The following is a 20,579-nucleotide window of genomic DNA, read 5'->3' as shown; positions in this document are numbered from 1 at the left end:
ACAAGCTAAGTTCAATTATCCACCCAAATTTAACAGCATCCTAAATAATATAAAACTAGTGTATTACTTGTATACCAATCTATTCCTTTCTATACTCACTAAAATTTCTATTGTTAACACAAGATCCTGATGAAAGATAAACCACTAAGCCAACAGGCCTATACTGCAATTAAGCATAAAATTCTCAGCAAGCAATTTGGAGAGGAAAGTTACACCTCTGAAAATAGCTTAGTTGAGGAACTCGGTATGAGTCGTACTCCAATTCGTGAAGCCTTATATCAATTACAAAATGAAGGCTTAGTCAAAATTATCCCTCGTAAAGGTGTTTTTATTCAGAAACTATCGTTAAAAGAAACCAGAGATAATTATGATTTACGCTTAGCAATTGAGTCCCATGCAATTAAATTAGTTCGTGAATATTTAACTGATGAACATTTTTCTATCTTAAAGACGATTATTGAGCGGCAAGATGAATTATTGAAGAAAAATGACTATCAAGGTTGGATAAAAGAAGATGAACGCTTCCACCGTTTCTTCTTGGAATTACTGGATAACTCGGTTTTCTTAGATTTAGCGGATAATATTCGCCAGCGAGTCTATTTCCAGCCTGACCCTATTTATCGCAATGAATATTATCATGAGTCTACACGCCAACATCAGCAATTAGTTGAACAACTCAAAGCAAAAGAATTTACCCTTGCGGAAGAAACGCTAACTGAGCATATATTGCGCGGCAAGCGTAATTATGTTTAGTGTTAAAACCAACAAAAAAAGAGAAAACCAAATTGATGGTTTTCCCTTAGGTTAAATGTTATTTCTAACAACTTATCTTAGCTAGACTTAGCCTCTTTCAGTGCGGCGTCTTTATCGTGATGATAATGGAAGGTAAATTGGAAGATTATTGCTAATACAACAGTATAAGAAGCAAAAACTAACCAGATCATTTGCCAATCTTTAATACCATCCACCGTGTAATAGTCGACAACCAATCCACTTAATATCGCACCAAAATAGGCACCAACACCATTAACCATCGTCATAAATAAGCCCTGAGCACTCGCGCGCATACGCGTATCCACTTCTCTTTCAATAAAAATAGAGCCTGAAATATTGAAGAAGTCGAATGCACAGCCATATACGATCATCGACATTATTAAGAACATCAAGCCAATTGCTGATGGGTCACCAAAGGCAAAGAATCCAAAGCGTAATGTCCACGCAAACATGCTTAATAGCATGACAGTTTTAATGCCATAGCGTTTCAAGAAAAATGGAATTGCTAAAATAAAGCACACTTCTGCCATCTGAGAGATCGATAATAATATCGATGGATACTGAACCACCAAACTATCTTGGTATAACGGATTCAGACCGAAGTCATGCAAGAATGGGTTACCAAACGTATTGGTAATTTGTAAAACCGCACCAAGTAACATAGCGAATAAGAAAAATACCGCCATAATGGGTTTTTTAAATAACACCAGAGCATCTAAACCTAGCTTACTGATCCAGCTACTTGAAATCGCTTTTTTATTAACATCAATTTTTGGCAAAGTTAATGAATAAAGCGCTAAAAGTAATGAACAGCCACCTGCAATATAAAGCTGCATACTACTTAGCTCAAATTTCATTAAGCTAATACTCCACATAGCAACAATAAAACCTACCGTACCAAATACACGAATAGGTGGGAAGTTACTCACTGAATCGAGCTGATATTGGCTTAATGATGAATAACTGATGCTATTTGAAAGTGCAATAGTTGGCATAAAGGCCATTGCATTAATTAACATCACCCAGAACATCACTGTTGAACTCGTGACTGTTGCAGCATAAAACAATGCGGCAGCCCCAATCAAATGACAAATCATATATAAACGATTTGCTGGAATATATTTATCTGCAATGATTCCGATAAGCCCGGGCATTAGAATGGCAGCAATACCCTTTGAGCTATACACCATACCGACTTCTGCACCTGAGAAACTCAATGTTTTCATCATGTAGGAGCCGAGTGTAACTAACCAACTTCCCCAAACAAAATATTGCAGGAAAAGCATGATTTTCAAGCGGGATTTAATATTCATACAAGGCTCCGTTTGGAGTTATATTTATTTGTTTTTATTTTCAACTCAGCAATGGCGACACCCATAAGGATGACAGCAACGCCAATAAACTGAATGAACTCAAGAGGTAACTGCAATACAGTCACAGATAATAAAATCGTGACGGGCAACTGCATTGAGCTAACAATGGTCGCTAAACTGGTACCTATCAGTGGAGTACCTTTGGCGAACATCCACATACCAAAGAAAGAACCAAAGAAAGCTAGGGGTAAACCATAAGAGAAAAATAGAGAATGAAACGTTGATGCGCTCAATAAGAATGTTGGCGGAACGATAATCGATGTCAAAATTGCGCCCCCTGTTACCATAATTGCAGAACGCATCATAGGGTCTGTCTTAACCGCTAATGCACCACTGACATAAACACGAATAGCATTCGATAATGCTGCACATAGTCCTAATAGCACACCAAACCAGTGAAATACGATCCCTGAACTATTTAATAAACCTGTCGCTAATACTGTCCCAATTAATATCACCACAACCGATACCAGGGTCATTATGGGAGGAGCTTGGCGGCTGACAACCGCATTAATGGCAACCCCCATCCATGTAAATTGCAAAAATAAGACGACACCAAGCGCCGGAGACAAATATTGCAATGATGCATAATATAAGAGTCCGGTTAGCCCTGTTGTCGTCCCAGTGAGTAACATTAATAGGCTTTGTTGTCGTGTTGGCCATACTAGACGTGCTTTTTTAATTAATGCGCCTGCGGCAACAAAAAGCCACAGTAAAATCGCACCTAATACCGTTTGGCTACCGATGACATCATTCAAGGAATATCCTGCGCGGTAGGCCAACACGACGAGTGTTGAAAGAATGCCATAACTGCAAGCGCCTAAAGAAACTAAAATTAGACCTTTAAATTTCATTTCAATATTCACCTTATTTAGCGTTATGAACATCTTTATGTTGTTTTGAGAAAAAGAACCTAAAAACTAGAAGCGAGCGATCACACCCGTTACCAATTTCAAGAAGGTGGCTTTAACTTTCTCTGCAGTTTCAATAACTTCGTCATGGCTAAGAGGTTGTTCTAAAATACCGCAAGCCATATTAGTTAAACAGGAGATGCCCACTGTCTTAATTTGTGAATGATGAGCGACCAGAGCTTCTGGTACGGTAGACATACCAACAGCATCAGCGCCTAAGGTTCTGATCATGCGAATTTCGGCAGGTGTTTCATAAGTTGGACCAGTCCACCATGCATAAACACCTTCACGAACAGAAACACCTTGTTCGGCCGCTACATCCTTGATTGTTTGGCGTAATTCTTTGTTATACACCTCACTAACATCCAAGAAACGCACCCCTAATTCAGGGTTATTTGGCCCCATCAATGGGTTATTTGCAGTTAAATTAATATGATCGGTAATAATCATCAGGTCACCTGGGTTGAAATCGGTATTTACTGCACCGCAGGCGTTGGTAATAATCAATTTTTCGACGCCCAATGCTTTCATCAAACGCACAGGGAAAGTGACTTGGTCGAGGGTAAAGCCTTCGTAGTAGTGGAAACGGCCTTTCATCGCAACCACATTTTTACCTGCGATGGTGCCAATCACCAATTCATTGGCATGCCCTACGGCTTCAGATTTGGCAAAATGTGGAATTTCGCTATAAGGAATATGTACTGCATTTTCTAATGTGTCCGCAAACGGGCCTAATCCTGAACCCAGAATAATGCCCACTGTTGGTTTAATATCTGTTCGAGACTGAATAAAGCTTAAGCTTTCTAGAATATCTTTTGTATGATGCATGGTTGTCTCCAAATTGACATCGACTAAAAATTGTTAAAATCGATCATAAAGCAATTTAGAAACAGAACAGCGATCTTAATCTCATTTTAAGAAAAAGAATTTAGATATGATGTGTCACATGAAGCAGAATCTTATGCGTATATTTGCTAATCTTTAGCGCAAGAGTCGGAATGAAAAGGAGTGAGGCGCTTGTTACATACACTATTAAATGAATTTCGCACCTCAAAAAATTCAAAAACACAAAAACTCAAAACGCTTTACCGGTTAATTTTAAACCATGGTCCCATTAGGGCAGAGACGTTGACATCACTGGCTAGCATGAAACCAGCAACTTGTGCTCGGTTACTTGACGAACTGGGGAGAAATCACTTAATTTCGACTTCTGAGCTCGGAGAGTCGACCGGTGGCCGCAAACCTATCCTCTATAATATCAATGCTGCTGATGGCTACCTAGTTGGCATTGAAATGAGTGATATATATTCGACGATAGTTTTACAGAACCTAAAGTTGGATATTTTAGGGATGGTAAAGGTCAAATATGAGCACCTAGAAACCGCAGAAAATATGGTGGATCATCTGCTCAATAAATTAGATATTTTATTAGCTGAACATGGACTTAACGTAAAAAGTTTGTTAGGTATAGGCATCGCCATCGACCATATATTAGAACGCGATAAACTGCCATATCATCAATATAACTCACGAATAAAAGAACTTCACGACTATATATCCAGTAAAGTCCCTTGCTTCGTATTACTCGGAAGTGGGATTAGTTTTGCGGCTTTTGCTGAGTATCGTTTACGCTATACCTCTGATAGCCAAAGGTTTTTATTTACAACCTGTGATACCGATATTCGCAGCTGTACCATCATCAACAATCAATACGCTCCAGCACCCATTAGCACCGCTCAAGCCTTTGGTCATACGACAATTGATATTAATGGTCAACGCTGCGAATGCGGGTCATTTGGCTGTTTAAAGCAATATAGTTCACTGTCTGCGATTAAGTCACGGGTGATCCAGCAACTCAGGTTGGGTAAAAGCTCAATAATCAATGAATTAGTTAATAATGAGTCTGAAATTAGCTACCATACTATTTTCCAAGCTCTCACATTGGACGATGCCCTGTGTCTCGAAGCACTTGGCGAGGCAGCCTATTATTATGGTATTGCCATCGCTAATGCGATTTTAACGACTCAAGCAGATGTGGTGGTGTGCGGCGGAACCCTAACACCTAAAAATCACTTTTTTGAGATGACCCAAAAGTCTATTGAAGAAAAACTCTCTATTTTTCCTCATATTAAGACACGTATTTACCCCGCCAATGATTCATACGAAATTGTTGCTCAAGGCGCTGGTGGAATGGTCATGGAGAAATATCTTGCTGATTAAGTGGTTCTTTCATTAAAACAGATAGAGTGTAGAATAAATCAACGAGCCTATGCTCTATCACTATTAATGAGGGGATCATGTTAGAATTTGAACACATCAGCAACACGACAAAATCATTGGTACTACAACAGCTTACTTCTCAATCCCCTCTTGTTCATTGCATGACAAACGATGTTGTTCAGACCTTCACTGCCAATGTCCTGTTAGCGCTCGGCTGCTCTCCCGCCATGGTCATTGAACCCGAAGAAGCAGAGCAGTTTGCCGCTATCGCACATGGCTTGCTGATTAATGTAGGCACATTAACCACTGAGCGCCGACATGCAATGAAATGTGCGGTTAACAGTGCGAATCAAGCGAAAAAACCTTGGGTACTTGACCCTGTTGCCGCAGGTGCACTTAGCTTTCGCACCCATTTTTGCCATGAATTGCTGACTCTCAAGCCTGCCGCTATTCGCGGTAATGCCTCTGAAATTATGGCATTGGTAGGAAGCAGTGCTGGCGGCAGAGGCGTTGATTCCCTTAACACCACTGATGACGCTCTTCCCGCAGCACAATTATTAGCGAGACAAGCTAAGACAATTGTTGCGATAAGCGGGGAAGTGGATTACATCACCGATGGAATACGCACCTTTGCAGTTACTGGCGGCCATATTTTAATGACTCGAGTCGTCGGTACAGGATGCGCTCTTTCCGCGGTGGTTGCTGCATGTTGCGCTCTACCTGGTGATAGGCTACAAAATGTTGCCGCTGCTTGCGCTATCATGAAACAAGCTGGAGAAACCGCAACCCAGCGTTGCCATGGGACAGGCAGTTTTATCCCTGAATTTTTAGATGCGCTTTATCAATAGTTTTGTTGTGATCGATAACTTTGTTTTTTTCGGTAATTTTGTGGTAATGAAAACTTGGCATAGCGAACTAGAGCCGAGTTTTCTTCCCTCTTATCTTTCTTGACCAATGACGAAAGTGATCTCTAAAACGAATAAAACGATAAACAAAATTTTTGCTATCGGGTTCGATACCGTAAAAACGCTGTAATGCAATTAAATCATTCGCTTTGCAAATAGCAAAATTACCATAATCTGATAAATCAATAACCTTAAGTCCTTCATTGGTTATAACAAAGTTCCCTGCATGGATATCATTAGAAGATAAACCATACCAATGCAATTGGTTGATAATGACTTTCATCTCTGCATAATAAGGCTTGATATCATCAACTTCAGATAAAACAGTTCCTTCCACATACTCCGCAATAATCCATGTTTCTACTGACTCACGACCGACCATTTTTTCTGCAACAAAGTAAATATCATTCGTTACGGTACAACCGTTATTTTGTGCAGTCACTAAACGTTTCAATAAACGTGAATAAAAAGGGCCAGAAATAATATGCATCAGCCGTTTTTCAATACGCTTATCGCGTTCTTTTTCGCATTTAATAATATAACTTTGTCCATTTACATGAATACGAGCAACACTTCTCTCAATATTTCCGCTACTTAAATTCTTACCCGCGATCTTCCCATCAATATAATCATTAACAATTTGCCAAAAATCTATCTCACCTTCTTTTTGAAAGGTGATAAAACCGTCTCTTTGTTTTTTTATTATTTTCTGCATAACAAAATAGCCAATTTTTAATCAATTGACGGATGCTAGCAAATGGCAAACAACATTTCTTAGCGATTGTTGCAGAGTAGCGTTTAAAAATAGGTAACTTGTGCACTATGGCACAAAATAGATAGGGTTATTAGGTCTTAATATACAGAGATAGGTTAGCACGATACCAACCTACCCCATAAACGAGTTTTAATCATTACCAAATAAATCTCGGGTATAGACTTTCTCTGCCACATCTTCCAGCTCAGGCACCATACGGTTGGCTAGAATAATGTCGCTTTCTGCTTTGAAAGTATCGAGATCACGGATAACCTTCGAACGGAAAAATTCTTCTTCTTTTAAAACCGGCTCATACACCACCACTTCAATGCCCTTGGCTTTGATGCGTTTCATCACACCTTGTACCGCAGAGGCACGGAAATTATCAGAGCCCGCTTTCATGACTAAGCGATAAACACCGACTTTGCATGGTGCTTTAGCGATAATCGCATCGGAAATAAAGTCTTTACGGGTGCGGTTTGATTCCACAATGGCGTTAATCAGGTTATTTGGCACGTCATCGTAGTTAGCTAGCAGTTGCTTAGTATCTTTCGGTAAACAATAACCACCGTAACCGAATGATGGGTTGTTATAATGGCTACCAATACGTGGGTCTAAAGAGACTCCCTCAATAATTTGGCGTGCATTTAAACCGCGACTTTCTGCGTAGGTATCGAGCTCATTAAAGTACGCCACACGCATCGCTAAATAAGTGTTGGCAAACAGTTTAATGGCTTCGGCTTCGGTTCCATCGGTAAATAACACGGGCACATCTTTCTTAATTGCGCCTTCCAGCAACAAATCCGCAAAAATTTTCGCGCGCTCTGAACGCTCTCCCACCACGATACGGGAAGGATGTAAGTTATCCCACAAAGCACGCCCCTCACGTAAAAATTCAGGAGAGAAAATCACGTTGGTATAACCAAACTCTTCACGTAAGCGCGCGGTAAAGCCCACAGGGATAGTGGATTTCACGATAATCGTCGCTTCTGGGTTAATTTCATTCACATCATGAATAACAGACTCAACCGATCTTGTATTGAAGTAATTGGTTTTTGGGTCATAGTCGGTTGGCGTTGCGACAATGACGTATTGTGCACCGGTGTAAGCTTCAGTTTTATCTTCTGTGGCACGGAAATTGAGGGTCTTTTCCGTTAAAAACTGTTCAATTTCTGCATCAACAATCGGTGATTGATGGTTGTTTAACATCGCCACTTTTTCAGGGATGATGTCCACCGCAACCACTTCGTGGTTTTGTGACAGCAACATGGCGTTAGATAGGCCGACGTAGCCGGTTCCTGCGATTGCTATTTTCAAACTTGCCTCCCAAATCCTGCTAAAGATGTTACAGCTTATTGATATTATTGGTGGTAATAAGAACGGTACCAATCCACAAATGACTGAACACCCTGCTCAATAGAAACTTGTGGGCGATAACCTGTCACATTAAACAAGTCTTCCGTATCCGCCCAAGTGGTGTACACATCACCCGCTTGCATAGGTAAAAAGTTTTTAATCGCTTCTTTACCCAGTGCCTTTTCCAGTGCAGAAATAAATTCAATCAACTTAACAGGCTGCCCATTACCAATATTATAGATTCGATATGGCGCGCTGCTTTCTGCAGGTGATGCCGAATGATTATTCGGGTTCGTTTGTGGAATTATATCTGAAATACGGATCACACCTTCGACAATATCATCAACAAAAGTGAAATCACGACTGAGATTGCCGTTATTATAGACATCGATAGGCTCGCCCGCCAAAATAGCTTTCGTAAACTTAAATAAAGCCATATCTGGGCGCCCCCAAGGGCCATAAACCGTAAAGAACCGCAGCCCTGTGGTCGGTAGCTGGTATAAATGTGAATAGGAGTGCGCCATTAATTCATTGGCTTTCTTTGTTGCCGCATAGAGTGAAATCGGGTGATCGGTTGCCATGTCAGTAGTAAATGGCGTCTTATCGGTTACGCCGTACACCGAACTTGAAGAGGCATAGACTAAATGCTTCACTTTTGCTTGGCGACAACCTTCTAAAATGGCGAGGTGGCCAGTTAAATTACTATCTGCGTAAGCAAATGGGTTTTCCAACGAGTAACGAACACCCGCTTGTGCCGCTAAGTGAATGACTCGGTCAAATTGTTCTTGTGTACACAATACACGGACAGTCTCACGGTCTGTGATATCAAGATGAATAAAACGAAATAACGGAAACTGCTCCAATAAATGTAAACGGGATTGTTTAAGCCCTTGATCGTAATACGCATTTAAGTTATCAATCCCGACAACTTCATGCCCACTCTCTAATAAACGTTGGCAAAGCGTGAAACCAATAAAACCCGCACTTCCCGTGACCAAATATTTCATATTCATTGTCTTCTAGCGTTAAACCATTCTAAAGCTCGAAATGAGCACCTAATTTCACAGAAAAATTAACTAAAATTAAGACAAAAAAAATAACGAATGGTTTTGTTATTAAAACAAAAAAGCGTAAAAAAATAATAAATTTTAAGAAAATATTAATATTTTAGGCAGGAAATAACAAAAAAGAGGGTATCAGCCGTAAATATCTACGGCTGATAATAACATACTATTACATATCACCTTTATTGGCATTAGCTGCTTCTAAAGTTCCATAAACATAGTTGCGATAGCTATCAAGTAACTTTTGGTCTTCACAATCATTGAGTTTGCCATCACATAAGTGACGCATTTTGATGTTGGCTTCATAAAATGGGGAAATGTTTAAATTTGCCCTTTCTAATAAGATTCCGCCTAAGAAGGAAATATCTGTTAACTGGCCCGTTGTTATTGCAGTTCCTGATTTCAAGTTATCCCGCAAAGTAAATTGTGTTAGGTAAGCGGGTGATGAAAATGAAGAATTATACTGATTTAAGCTAATTCCTGGTTGATGGTCACCAAAATATAAAAACATCAACGGACGCTCACGTTTTTCAATGAATTCTGCGAAATCACGTATTGATGCATCTGAGGTTACGATTTTGTCCATATAATGGCTAAATTCACCTGCAGCATCTGAGTTTTTAATTTTGTCTTTTATACCGTAGTCATCACTATGGCTCTCTTTGTAAGGACCATGCTCATACATTGTAAGAGAGAAAATAAATACGGGTTTATCTGTTTCTTTCGCTAAGATTTCTTTTACATATTTCAGCATATCATCGGTGCTGATTGTCCATAAGTTATCTTGCAGTTTACCTGGATAGCCGAGCTCTTGTGGTTGAATAATTCTATCAACCCCAAGCGTTTCATAGGCATGCCCTGAATGGTATGCACCTTTATTAAAGGGGGTAAGTACCACAGTATAATAACCGTTGGCCTTCATTTCTTTGAATAAGCTATTTTTAAGGTGGTCAACGATAAAATAAAAGACACCGCTTTTTTGCGCACCAAAATCATCACTATTTAAGCCAGTTAGCGCTGAGAATTCAGATAACCAAGTTCCTCCCCCAAAAGTTTGTACCCGCATCTGACTATGCGCACTTACGCCACTATCTTGCTGGAACATAAATAAATCAGGAAGCTTAGTTCCTTCAGGTAAGTCATAAATATGTGGGTCAACAGTAGACTCTTGCAGTAATAAAACGATGTCTGGTTTTTCTGAGGCTGCATTATTTTCTAGGGATATTGCTGCTGCTTTTTCCATAAAATAATCAGCTGAGCCTGCAAATTCAGGGGATTGATAACTCGCATTTTGTGCCGACATAATAATATTGGTCACTGTCCCTCGGCCTTTTGGCAACGTCTGAGACCATCTGTCATAATAATGTGAGCTTGTGAAGTTAATACCAAAGTAACCCGCAACAATAAGAACAACACCAATAACGCGAGTCATTTTTGATTTACTCGGCTTGAGCAATCGCCAGCTAATAACCCCATTAATGACTAATAATATAAGCAACCCAACCAGTGCGACACCTGCTAACCAATAATGGCCCAAGGTCCCCATATTGGAAGTGTCTGTCATAATATTGATATCACTAAAGAAGAGTTGTTCTTTGTAATAATGAACTTTTAACTGATTCAGGAATTTTATGATGATAAATAATGTACTGGTAATAATAGCGGAAAATAACCAGCGAGCTGTTAGCACCATTAAAATACCGAATAAAACGGCATATACACTGACCGATATGAGAGCAGGATAAATTACGCTACCTTTTTCAAAGACTAAGAAAAGGGAGCCAATAAAGATCAATGCCAGATAAAAGCCTGCAAATAACTTTTTCTTCATCAGTTTTACCACAAGTTTAATATTGGAGGTTGCTATGAGGCACTACTATAACGGATTAAAACACTCAATTTATTCAACGAAAATGCCTTTATCTCGTAAATGGTGACCATCGCCTTTACGACGAGTAAAACCGCTTTTATCAAAAAACTCAAGAATTTGAATCGCAAGTTTCCGACCAATCCCTAATTCGTTACGGAAATCAGCCGCAAAAATGACTTCATTTTCCATGCAATAACGGTGAATAAGTGACGCAAAATAATTAATTTGCTCATGGCTATAATAGCGGTCACGAACTATCGCCGTAATTAATCCCATTTGCGCCGCCTTTTTTAGAACGCGACGCATCGTATCTTCTTCATAGCCACTTTCTAATGCTAAATCACGTACCCACCACGCTTCATTACGTGAAAATAATGGGTGTATTTGCTGCCAAATCAATTGCTGTTGGGCATCAAACACCAGCCCATGTTGGGGCATATGCAACCAACCGCGAGTTTGCTTAATAACATTTTCACCAATGAGATCATCAATGAATTTAAATGCTAATGCCTCGCTCATTGAAGGCAGAGCCATACGTTTTAAACGTGCTTTGCCTACACCGATTTGGTCACTGTGTATTTCATTGAATTCTTCAAGGGTTTGAACGATACGTTCTTTCGCTATCTGCGCTTTAAATGTGGATAAAACATGGTTGCCAACACGCTCCACATCCATTTGAGCCAATAAATTATCTAACACATCATGGGTGAGTTGCCGCGCCCAACTGTAATCCCGTAAATTAAGTTCACCTTGAGGAAGCTGTAGCTTAAAGTGAGCCAGTTCATCTTGTTCTCGGCAAAGCTTAGATAACCAATCCAAAAACTCCGGAAGCCTTTTACCTCGCCGTGGGGAAACCAAACGTATCACTCGAGCCCCACCTAACGTTTGGCGAGCGCTAATATCACGGATAATTAACCGGTCATTCTCGACTAACCATAATGGGGTATCTAAAATTAACTCAGCAAGCACGGGGGTTTCCCCTTGCTCCACTAATAATGACACTCGTCCTGTGATGTGGCTTGCACCATGGTAAAGATGCACAGGTTGCCAGTGCTTAATTAATGCATCGCATTCCAATTCAACAATAACCCGTGTTGCAATAAACGCAGGTTGCTCTGCAAGTAACCAATCCCCTCGGGTAATATTTTCTTTATCAATATCGCCCACCAAGTTTAAGGCCACTCGATCACCTGCAACAGCGAATTCAGATATTTGGTTTTGCCGATGAATACCTCTGACGCGAACCTGCTTATCCGCTCCTGTCACCCATAGTGACTCACCAACTTGAATTTTTCCCGCTAATGCAGTGCCAGTCACCACTACCCCTGCACCTTTAACCAAAAAAACGCGGTCAATGGCTAAACGAAAACGACGTTGGATATTGGGATGTGAACCACTTTGCTGATGAAGTTGTTGCAGATATAAACGCAGCGCATCAATGCCACGCCCATCTTCAATAGACGTAATGAATAGTTTTGCATCTGGCCAACCTTGTTTAGCCAGCTCGGAGGTGACTTGCTCCGTAACCTGTTCAATTCGCGAATGATCGACTCGGTCAGCCTTCGTCAGTATAACACTGATATTTTCACAACCCGCTAGCCTTAAAATCGAAAGGTGTTCAAGGGTTTGCGCCATCACGCCATCATCACAAGCTACTACCAAAAGCGCATGGTTTATACCACCAATCCCAGCCAACATATTGGCTAAGAATTTTTCATGTCCTGGAACGTCGATAAAACCAATAGAGCTCCCATCTGGCTGTGGCCAGTAGGCATACCCTAGGTCAATGGTCATTCCGCGCTTTTTCTCCTCAGGGAGGTGTGCGGTATTTATGCCAGTAATGGCTTGAATTAAAGAAGTTTTACCATGGTCAACATGGCCTGCTGTCGCAAAAATCATGAAAGTAAAACCTGTAATAACGCGTGTTCATCATCAAGACAGCGCAAGTCAAGCCACAATTTACCGTCTTTCATACGCCCAATCACTGGTTGAGGTAGCTGGCGCCACTGCGTAGCGAGTTGCTCTAATGTACTACCTTTTCCATTTAGCGGTGTGAATGTTACCGCAAAGCTAGGAAGACGGTCGACAGGAAGTGAACCGCTCCCTATTTGTGAGAGACAAGGCTCAACTTCAACAATAAATTTGTCCCCATAAAAGGCTTGTAGAGCAACAACTATGCTTTCTGCGCTATCACGAATAGTTTCAGGATCTCGTGTTAGCCAACGTAATGTGGGTAATTCTGTTGTGAGTTTTTCGGGAGTTAAATACAGTTTTAGCGTTGCTTCAAGTGCAGCTAAAACCATTTTATCAACACGTAAAGCACGTTTTAATGGATGCTTTTGAATTGCATCAATCCATTTTTTCTTCCCTAAGATAATCCCTGCTTGTGGGCCACCAAGAAGTTTATCTCCAGAAATTGAAACTAAATCAATGCCTTGAGAAAGGTAACTTTGTGGCATAGGCTCTGCAGGTAGCCCATAAGCCGTCATATCAATCATCGAACCACTGCCTAAATCAATTGCCGTTGGTAATTGATACTTTCTACCTAGCTCTGCAAGCTCTTCGCCTTCAACTTCAGCAGTAAATCCTTCAATACTGTAATTGCTGGTATGCACTTTCATTAATAGTGCAGTTTGATCATTAATCGCGTTCTCATAGTCACGTAAGTGAGTCCGATTCGTTGTACCCACTTCAACTAATTGGCAGCCAGCCTGCGCCATCACATCTGGCACACGGAAAGCCCCACCAATCTCAACCAATTCACCACGAGAAACAATAACTTGCTGGCCATTTGCAACCGTTGCTAGCAATAATAAAACTGCGGCAGCATTATTATTAACAATACAGGCATCTTCGGCGCCAGTGAGCTCACACAGCAAGTCAGCAATCGCACGGTCACGATGCCCTCGCATCGCACCATCTAGAGAATATTCTAATGTGACAGGCGAACTCATCACTTGGCTAACTGCATTCACCGCCGTGGTTGACATGACCGCACGGCCTAAATTGGTATGTAGCACCGTACCCGTCAAGTTAAACACATTTTTTAGGGCGCTTTGCCCTAAAGCTTGATGGCGTTGTGCTAACTCTTTTACCCAATCTTCCTGCCAAGCAGGTAATTTCCCTGCCTGAGCAATACTGGCTCGAGCTTGTTCTTGCATCTTACGTAAACATGCAGTGACCCAATGAGCCCCTGATTGTTCAACCAAAATTTGCACTTCATCGAGCTGCAATAATTTATCAATAGCAGGAAGTTGGCGATATAAAACCAAGTCTGATTCAGCCATAGTCACGATTCTCTTTTACCACTTATTTTTCACCAGGGAACAAGAACGGATTAATACTACTACGCGCAAAGCCTTCTTCTTCCATGCGTGCATCTAAAATAATTGAGGCTAAATCATCCGCGACAGCTTCAACTTTAGCTTCTTTTTCTTGATAAAGGATTTTCAAGTAGCTACCGCAATCACCACAGCTTTCGGCTTTAACTGCCGCATTTTCGTCATCTAATGACCAATAATTCAATTTACCTGTTTGCTCACAGTTACTGCATTTAACGCGCACCATATGCCATTCAGTTTCACATAAATTACAGTGTAAATAACGTAAACCTTGTGATGTACCAATTTGCACAATACTCGACACTGGCATGCTATTACATACAGGACAGAAATGGCGATGGTCACCATGTTCTGCACGTGCTTTACCTGGGATATTTGCTGCCATTTGTGCCCAATACACCGATAATGCAGCCCAAATGAACATCGATTTGTCCGCAGGAACTTTTTCAAACTCTTCATTTAGCAACGCAGTTGCCATGACTTCGAGTTCTGTTTCAGACGCTTTATTCAGATTTTCTAACGCCGGACGTACAGACTCAGGCACGACTGGCATTAATTCGGCAATAATTGCCGTTAATAATTTGTGCCAATGCATTGTCCGTGGAAATGTTTTTGCATCCAATGGCGAATTATTGGTATTTGTTGAGCGCTCAAGGATAGATGCCATATCCATTTCTAATAGATTATCATGCTGTGCATTATGTTGTGCGGTTGCCACTTCAGCAGCAAAATTCAGATAATCTGCAAAAGGATGTTCTCCTGCACCAAGTTCTTTGAGTCGCTCAGCACGGCGTTGATATAAACTTTTTAAGTTAGGAAACAGAACTGGTGGAATAAAACCAATTCCCTTTTCTTTCAATCTTTCTTGTCCTAACTCTTCTTTAGGAACGATACGAATACCCATTGCGTTCTCACTTTTCTATTTTTTTATAACGACAATTCCCGAGAAAGGGTTATTTATTTTCTCGAAAGCGTTTTTGCTCATCATATTTATATCCGCGAATGCGGTTCTCTAATGTTCAGGATAAAACAAAAGTCACCTTGAGGCTACTCTAGCCCCCGAATTATCCATTCTATTAACCCGAAGTAGATCAAGGTAAATGTAAATCAGGATGATGATTGTTTTATTTGATATAAATAAATTGTTATCACTAGGATAAAAATAGTGACATTGTGGTTTGAAGTGGTTATGACTGTAAGATTATGATGCCGACCACTTCCTAATTTACAACAGAAGTAGCTATTGTTCGTATCTTGATGTGCTTTTTATTGCTGTTGTTCGATAAGAAAGAAATAAAAACATAAATATATTTAATACTATACCTACTGTACCATTTAGATAACGATAAATATAAAAAGCATTTATGGTCAATAAAATACGCGACCAAATACTATTTAGTCGCGTAATAATAAAATAACAGTTTTGCTTCTTTAGGGGTATAACAGTACCTTTGGTATAATACCAAATGAAAAGCAAATATCGTTAATAACGAGCTAATTTTTAGATTTTCAGTAATTCAGGGTAATACATACGTTTAATTGCGAGCTCTAACCCTCTCACCTCTGCTAAGCCTTTTAAGCGGCCAATAGCGGAATAACCAGGGTTAGTCACTTTCTTCAAATCATCCAAAATTTGGTGACCATGATCTGGTCTCATTGGAATTGGTGCAAGCCCCGCAGCATGGCGTTTTTGTTCAACCGCTAAAATGGCTTTGACCACTTCAAACATATCGACATCACCTGCAATATGATTTCCTTCATGGAAAGTATTTGGGTTGTTTTCTCTCACCGTTGAACGTAAATGTGTGAAATGAATACGATCACCAAATTCATTAATCATTTTTACTAGGTCGTTATCGGCTCGCACACCATAAGAACCTGTGCACATAGTAAACCCATTATGAATGCTATCGCAGCTTTGCTTAATAAACCGCATATCTTCAATGGTAGAAACAATACGTGGCAGGCCTAAAATTGGGCGCGGAGGGTCATCGGGGTGAATAGCTAAAACCACATTTTCTTCTTCACATACAGGAACGATTTTCTGCAAGAAATAACGTAAGTTCTCACGTAACTGATTTTCATCAATATTATTATACAGCGCCAAGCGCTCACGGAATTGGTCTAATGTATAACCTTCTTCTGCGCCCGGTAACCCTGCAATGATGGTTTTAATCAGGTTTTCGATATCATCAGATGACATATTGGCATAATACTCAGCCGCTTCTTTGACTTCTTGTTCTGAATAACTCGCCGCCGCATTTTCACGTTTTAAAATATGAATTTCAAACGCGGCAAAGGCAATATTGTCGAACCGTAACGCTTTGGAGCCATCTGGTAGCGTATAAGCAAGGTCAGTACGCGTCCAATCTAGAATTGGCATAAAATTATAGCAAATGGTCTTAATACCACAGGATGCTAAATTACGAATACTTTGTTGGTAATTTTGAATATAGAGATCAAAATTACCTTGTTGAGTTTTAATATCTTCGTGAACAGGAATACTTTCCACGACAGACCAAACTAACCCAGCATCTTCAATGATAGCTTTACGCTTTAAAATCTCCTCAACACTCCAAACTTCACCGTTAGGAATATGGTGGAGCGCAGAGACGATTCCCGTCGCCTCTGCTTGCCTAGCATCACTTAAAGAAACAGGGTCATTAGGACCGTACCAACGCCACGTATGCTCCATGAGTACTTCTCCTGCGATTATTCAAAAATAGTCTGATAAGGAATTGTTTCAAATAAGTAACCATCAAAATTGGGGTCATCAAAATCAGAAAGCTGCATTAGCGTATTTTTGACATTCTCTAAATGCTGCCACATCTCTTTTTTAGCCAATTCAGGATCACGTTTTTGTAGTGCATTTAAAATATTTTCATGATCAATCAACCACTTCTTCCGGTAAGTCGTATTGTCGATATGCTCATGTAGCTTATCCCACATAGGGCTTTGTAACCGCACAGCCCAGATATCATCAATAATCTTCGCCATCATGTCGTTCTTGCTTGCGCGAGCAATTAACACATGAAACTTATGATCATTCGCATCGTCACTTTCATTATTCGCAACTTTGATTCGCTCATCTTCTAATAATGCGCGGATCTCTTGGATATCGGCTTTTGTTGCTGACAAAGCAGCACATGCAGCTATCGCACTTTCAATCACTTGGCGAGCTTGCAGTATTTCAAAAGGGCCATGATCTAAGCTTTTGACTTCATCAATTAATAGATCTGGGTGGTTGATAACATAAACACCAGAACCTTTCTTGATAGAAACCAATTTTTCAATTTCTAACATGATGAGTGCTTCACGTACCAATGAGCGACTAACATCATATTTTTTAGCGATCTCACGCTCTGGCATTAAACGACTTCCTATCGGATATTCACCAGATGCAATGAGCTCTTTTAACTGCTGACCTAGGTATTGGTACGAGCGGTATTGAGTTTTCATATATATGTACAACGCGTTGTCGAATTAAATTTAGTTCTTCCATTGTAGATTATCGTCCCTCACAACAATGGTCAACCAATTTATCCACTATTTCCACAAAATTAGTTAACCAATTTGTGATCAGATTCACTTATTGTCGTCTTTTTAGTCATTGTTTTTTAATTTACCGATTGATAGAGTGAAAAAAAGAAAATTTGGTTAACCAATAAATAAACCAGTTTGAGTAATAAGGGGTGATTTGGTTGATCAGTTGGTTAACAAGTAATAGGGATTTAGGCCAAAATGAAAATCATAAAAGCAGAAGTCTTTGTATGTAGCCCCGGTCGTAATTTTGTCACATTAAAAATTACCACCGATGAAGGCATATATGGACTAGGTGATGCCACCCTTAACGGGAGAGAACTCTCAGTGGCATCCTATCTTCAAGATCACCTCTGTCCTCAGTTGATAGGCCGTGACCCACATAAAATCGAAGATATTTACCAGTTCTTCTATAAGGGAGCCTACTGGCGCAGAGGCCCAGTTACGATGTCCGCCATCTCAGCTATTGATATGGCACTGTGGGATATTAAAGGCAAAATTGCCAACCTTCCGGTTTATCAATTACTCGGTGGCGCTTCTCGTGAAGGAGTGATGGTTTATTGCCATACCACAGGTACTGATATTGCCGAAACACTAGATAACTACGCAAAATATAAAGAAAAAGGTTTTAAAGCGATCCGAGTGCAGTGCGGCATCCCAGGGATGGCAACCACCTATGGGCAGAGTAAAGGAAAAAACCTTGCTTATGAACCTGCCACAAAAGGCCATCACCCTGAAGAGCAATTTTGGTCAACCGAAAAATACCTCGATTTTATGCCCAAACTATTTGAAGCCGTACGGGACAAATATGGCTTCAATGAACACCTACTACACGATATGCACCATCGCTTGACCCCTATTGAAGCAGCTCGCTTCGGTAAAAGTATTGAAGATTATCGATTATTTTGGATGGAAGACCCAACACCAGCGGAAAACCAAGCTTGTTTTAGATTAATTCGTCAACATACCGTCACCCCAATCGCTGTAGGTGAAGTTTTTAATAGCATTTGGGATTGTAAACAATTGATTGAAGAGCAACTTATCGATTATATCCGCACCACAATCACGCATGCTGGAGGGATCACGGGTATGCGCCGGATTGCTGATTTCGCTTCACTTTACCAAGTCAGAACCGGTTCTCATGGTCCATCTGACCTATCCCCTATTTGCCATGCTGCCGCCTTACACTTTGATCTATGGGTACCAAATTTCGGCGTTCAAGAGTTTATGGGCTACTCCGAAGAAATGTTGTCCGTATTTACGACCAACTGGACGTTCAACGATGGTTATATGCACCCAAGTGATAAGCCCGGTTTAGGTATCGATTTTGATGAAAAACTGGCAGCGAAATACCCGTACAACCCAGCTTATCTTCCAGTTGCTCGTCTCGAAGACGGCACGTTGTGGAACTGGTAATTTTTATTTTATTCGGAGTCAAATATGAAAGCTGTAAAATCGGTAGTAATTAAAGAACCTAATACATTATTGATTGAAGAGCGTTCAGTTCCTGAACCAACTGAAAATCAAGTACAAATAAAAGTCCGATTAGCCGGTATTTGTGGTTCTGACAGCCATATCTACCGTGGCCATAACCCATTTGCAAAATATCCACGAGTGATTGGTCATGAATTTTTCGGTGTCATTGAAAAAGTCGGTTCCAGCGTAGACAGTAAACGCATTGGTGAACGTGTCTCTATCGACCCTGTTCTCAGTTGTGGTCATTGCTACCCATGTTCAATTGGTAAACCAAATGTTTGCGAGACACTAGAAGTATTAGGCGTTCATACTGATGGCGGGTTCACTGAATATGTTAATGTCCCTGCGGCAAACGCTTATACCATTCCTGATTCAATCAGCGATGAATGTGCCGTTACCGTTGAACCATACTCTATTGCCGCCAACGTGACTTCGCATGTTCATCCAACTCAAGATGATGTCGCATTAGTCTATGGTGCGGGTACGATTGGGTTAACCTGCGCACAGGTTCTTAAAGGCGTTTATCAGGTCAAAACCTTAATTGTAGTTGACCGCGTGACTGAACGCTTAGCAAGAGCAAAAGATTGTGGCGCTGATATTGTCATTGATAATTCACAAACCCCACTACCAGAGCAACTCAAAGCACTGGGGCTCCGCCCAACGTTAGTACTTGATGCAGCTTGCCATCCCGCTATCTTACAAGAAGCCATCTTGATTGCTTCCCCTGCGGCAAGAGTTTCTATTATGGGCTTTTCAAGTGAAGCAAGTGCCGTTACACAGCAAAGTATTACCAGCAAAGAGATTTCATTGTTTTCTTCGCGCCTGAATGCCAAAAAATTCCCAGAAGTGATTAGCTGGATAGAATCTAAAAAAATTGACCCAACAAAAATCTTAACCCATCAGTTCCCATTCACTGAAGCGCAAGAGGCAATATTAACCTTTGAAAAAGACCAGAAGACCTGCTGTAAAATTCTTTTAACCTTTTAATTTAATTA

17 protein-coding genes are annotated in these 20,579 nt (G+C 40.5%); 5 read left to right on the top strand and 12 right to left on the bottom strand.

Annotated features, from left to right (window positions below; genetic code table 11):
• Positions 1-129: 129 nt before the first annotated feature.
• Complete coding sequence (locus PSF31_RS01795; RefSeq protein WP_004906170.1) at positions 130-753, top strand: GntR family transcriptional regulator; 624 nt, start codon at positions 130-132, stop codon at positions 751-753.
• Positions 754-830: 77 nt separating this feature from the next.
• Here PSF31_RS01795 and PSF31_RS01790 read toward each other — a convergent pair whose 3' ends face one another.
• The 3 genes from PSF31_RS01790 to PSF31_RS01780 all read right to left on the bottom strand — a co-directional run bounded on the left by PSF31_RS01790 (position 831) and on the right by PSF31_RS01780 (position 3,886).
• Complete coding sequence (locus PSF31_RS01790; RefSeq protein WP_004906171.1) at positions 831-2,087, bottom strand: nucleoside permease; 1,257 nt, start codon at positions 2,085-2,087, stop codon at positions 831-833.
• The gene (locus tag PSF31_RS01785) at positions 2,084-3,001 is read right to left on the bottom strand and encodes a DMT family transporter (RefSeq protein WP_096863639.1); all 918 of its coding nucleotides are present in this window, start codon (positions 2,999-3,001) and stop codon (positions 2,084-2,086) included. Before PSF31_RS01785 ends, PSF31_RS01790 begins: the two co-directional genes overlap by 4 nt.
• A 66-nt stretch (positions 3,002-3,067) precedes the next feature.
• On the bottom strand, positions 3,068-3,886 hold the full coding sequence (locus tag PSF31_RS01780) for a purine-nucleoside phosphorylase (RefSeq protein WP_094962905.1): 819 nt from the start codon (positions 3,884-3,886) through the stop codon (positions 3,068-3,070).
• Between the two features lie 189 nt (positions 3,887-4,075).
• On the opposite strand from PSF31_RS01780, the gene PSF31_RS01775 reads away from it, so the two are divergent.
• Positions 4,076-5,278 (top strand): ROK family protein, encoded by a 1,203-nt coding sequence (locus tag PSF31_RS01775; RefSeq protein ID WP_096863640.1) that lies wholly within the window; start codon positions 4,076-4,078, stop codon positions 5,276-5,278.
• A gap of 77 nt (positions 5,279-5,355) precedes the next feature.
• Positions 5,356-6,126 carry a hydroxyethylthiazole kinase gene (thiM, locus tag PSF31_RS01770; protein WP_004906177.1) on the top strand — a complete coding sequence of 257 codons (771 nt, stop codon included), beginning with the start codon at positions 5,356-5,358 and terminating at the stop codon, positions 6,124-6,126.
• Positions 6,127-6,193: 67 nt separating this feature from the next.
• On the opposite strand, the gene PSF31_RS01765 is transcribed toward thiM, so the two are convergent.
• From PSF31_RS01765 to PSF31_RS01725, 9 genes are all read right to left on the bottom strand, one after another.
• Positions 6,194-6,898, bottom strand: coding sequence for a lipopolysaccharide core heptose(II) kinase RfaY (locus PSF31_RS01765; RefSeq protein ID WP_004906179.1), 705 nt, complete (start codon positions 6,896-6,898; stop codon positions 6,194-6,196).
• 189 nt (positions 6,899-7,087) lie between these two features.
• Positions 7,088-8,254, bottom strand: a complete 1,167-nt coding sequence (locus PSF31_RS01760) for a nucleotide sugar dehydrogenase (RefSeq protein WP_096863641.1) — start codon at positions 8,252-8,254, stop codon at positions 7,088-7,090.
• 44 nt (positions 8,255-8,298) lie between these two features.
• Positions 8,299-9,300 (bottom strand): NAD-dependent epimerase, encoded by a 1,002-nt coding sequence (locus PSF31_RS01755; protein WP_096863687.1) that lies wholly within the window; start codon positions 9,298-9,300, stop codon positions 8,299-8,301.
• Positions 9,301-9,526: 226 nt separating this feature from the next.
• Entirely contained in the window at positions 9,527-11,188 is a 1,662-nt protein-coding gene (locus tag PSF31_RS01750; RefSeq protein WP_096863642.1) for an LTA synthase family protein, read from the bottom strand.
• A 69-nt stretch (positions 11,189-11,257) separates the two neighbouring features.
• Positions 11,258-13,126: a selenocysteine-specific translation elongation factor gene (selB, locus tag PSF31_RS01745; RefSeq protein WP_004906184.1), complete on the bottom strand. Its 1,869-nt coding sequence runs from the start codon at positions 13,124-13,126 to the stop codon at positions 11,258-11,260.
• Entirely contained in the window at positions 13,123-14,514 is a 1,392-nt protein-coding gene (selA, locus tag PSF31_RS01740; RefSeq protein WP_096863643.1) for an L-seryl-tRNA(Sec) selenium transferase, read from the bottom strand. Before selA ends, selB begins: the two co-directional genes overlap by 4 nt.
• A 22-nt stretch (positions 14,515-14,536) precedes the next feature.
• Positions 14,537-15,472 (bottom strand): formate dehydrogenase accessory protein FdhE, encoded by a 936-nt coding sequence (gene fdhE / locus PSF31_RS01735; RefSeq protein ID WP_096863644.1) that lies wholly within the window; start codon positions 15,470-15,472, stop codon positions 14,537-14,539.
• A gap of 597 nt (positions 15,473-16,069) precedes the next feature.
• On the bottom strand, positions 16,070-17,263 hold the full coding sequence (gene uxuA, locus PSF31_RS01730; protein WP_096863645.1) for a mannonate dehydratase: 1,194 nt from the start codon (positions 17,261-17,263) through the stop codon (positions 16,070-16,072).
• Positions 17,264-17,280: 17 nt separating this feature from the next.
• Positions 17,281-18,027, bottom strand: a complete 747-nt coding sequence (locus PSF31_RS01725) for an FCD domain-containing protein (protein ID WP_004906196.1) — start codon at positions 18,025-18,027, stop codon at positions 17,281-17,283.
• Between the two features lie 282 nt (positions 18,028-18,309).
• Between PSF31_RS01725 and manD the strand changes: the two genes are divergently transcribed.
• Positions 18,310-19,524 carry a D-mannonate dehydratase ManD gene (manD, locus tag PSF31_RS01720; protein ID WP_004906197.1) on the top strand — a complete coding sequence of 405 codons (1,215 nt, stop codon included), beginning with the start codon at positions 18,310-18,312 and terminating at the stop codon, positions 19,522-19,524.
• Positions 19,525-19,548: 24 nt separating this feature from the next.
• Positions 19,549-20,571, top strand: a complete 1,023-nt coding sequence (locus PSF31_RS01715; protein ID WP_094961972.1) for a Zn-dependent oxidoreductase — start codon at positions 19,549-19,551, stop codon at positions 20,569-20,571.
• Positions 20,572-20,579 lie beyond the last annotated feature (8 nt).

The sequence above is a fragment of the Providencia sp. PROV156 genome, from assembly GCF_028480905.1.
GTDB classification, from domain to species: domain Bacteria; phylum Pseudomonadota; class Gammaproteobacteria; order Enterobacterales; family Enterobacteriaceae; genus Providencia; species Providencia hangzhouensis.
The sequence above is the reverse complement of the archived record's forward strand: the minus strand, read 5'-3'. Positions and strand labels throughout refer to the sequence as shown.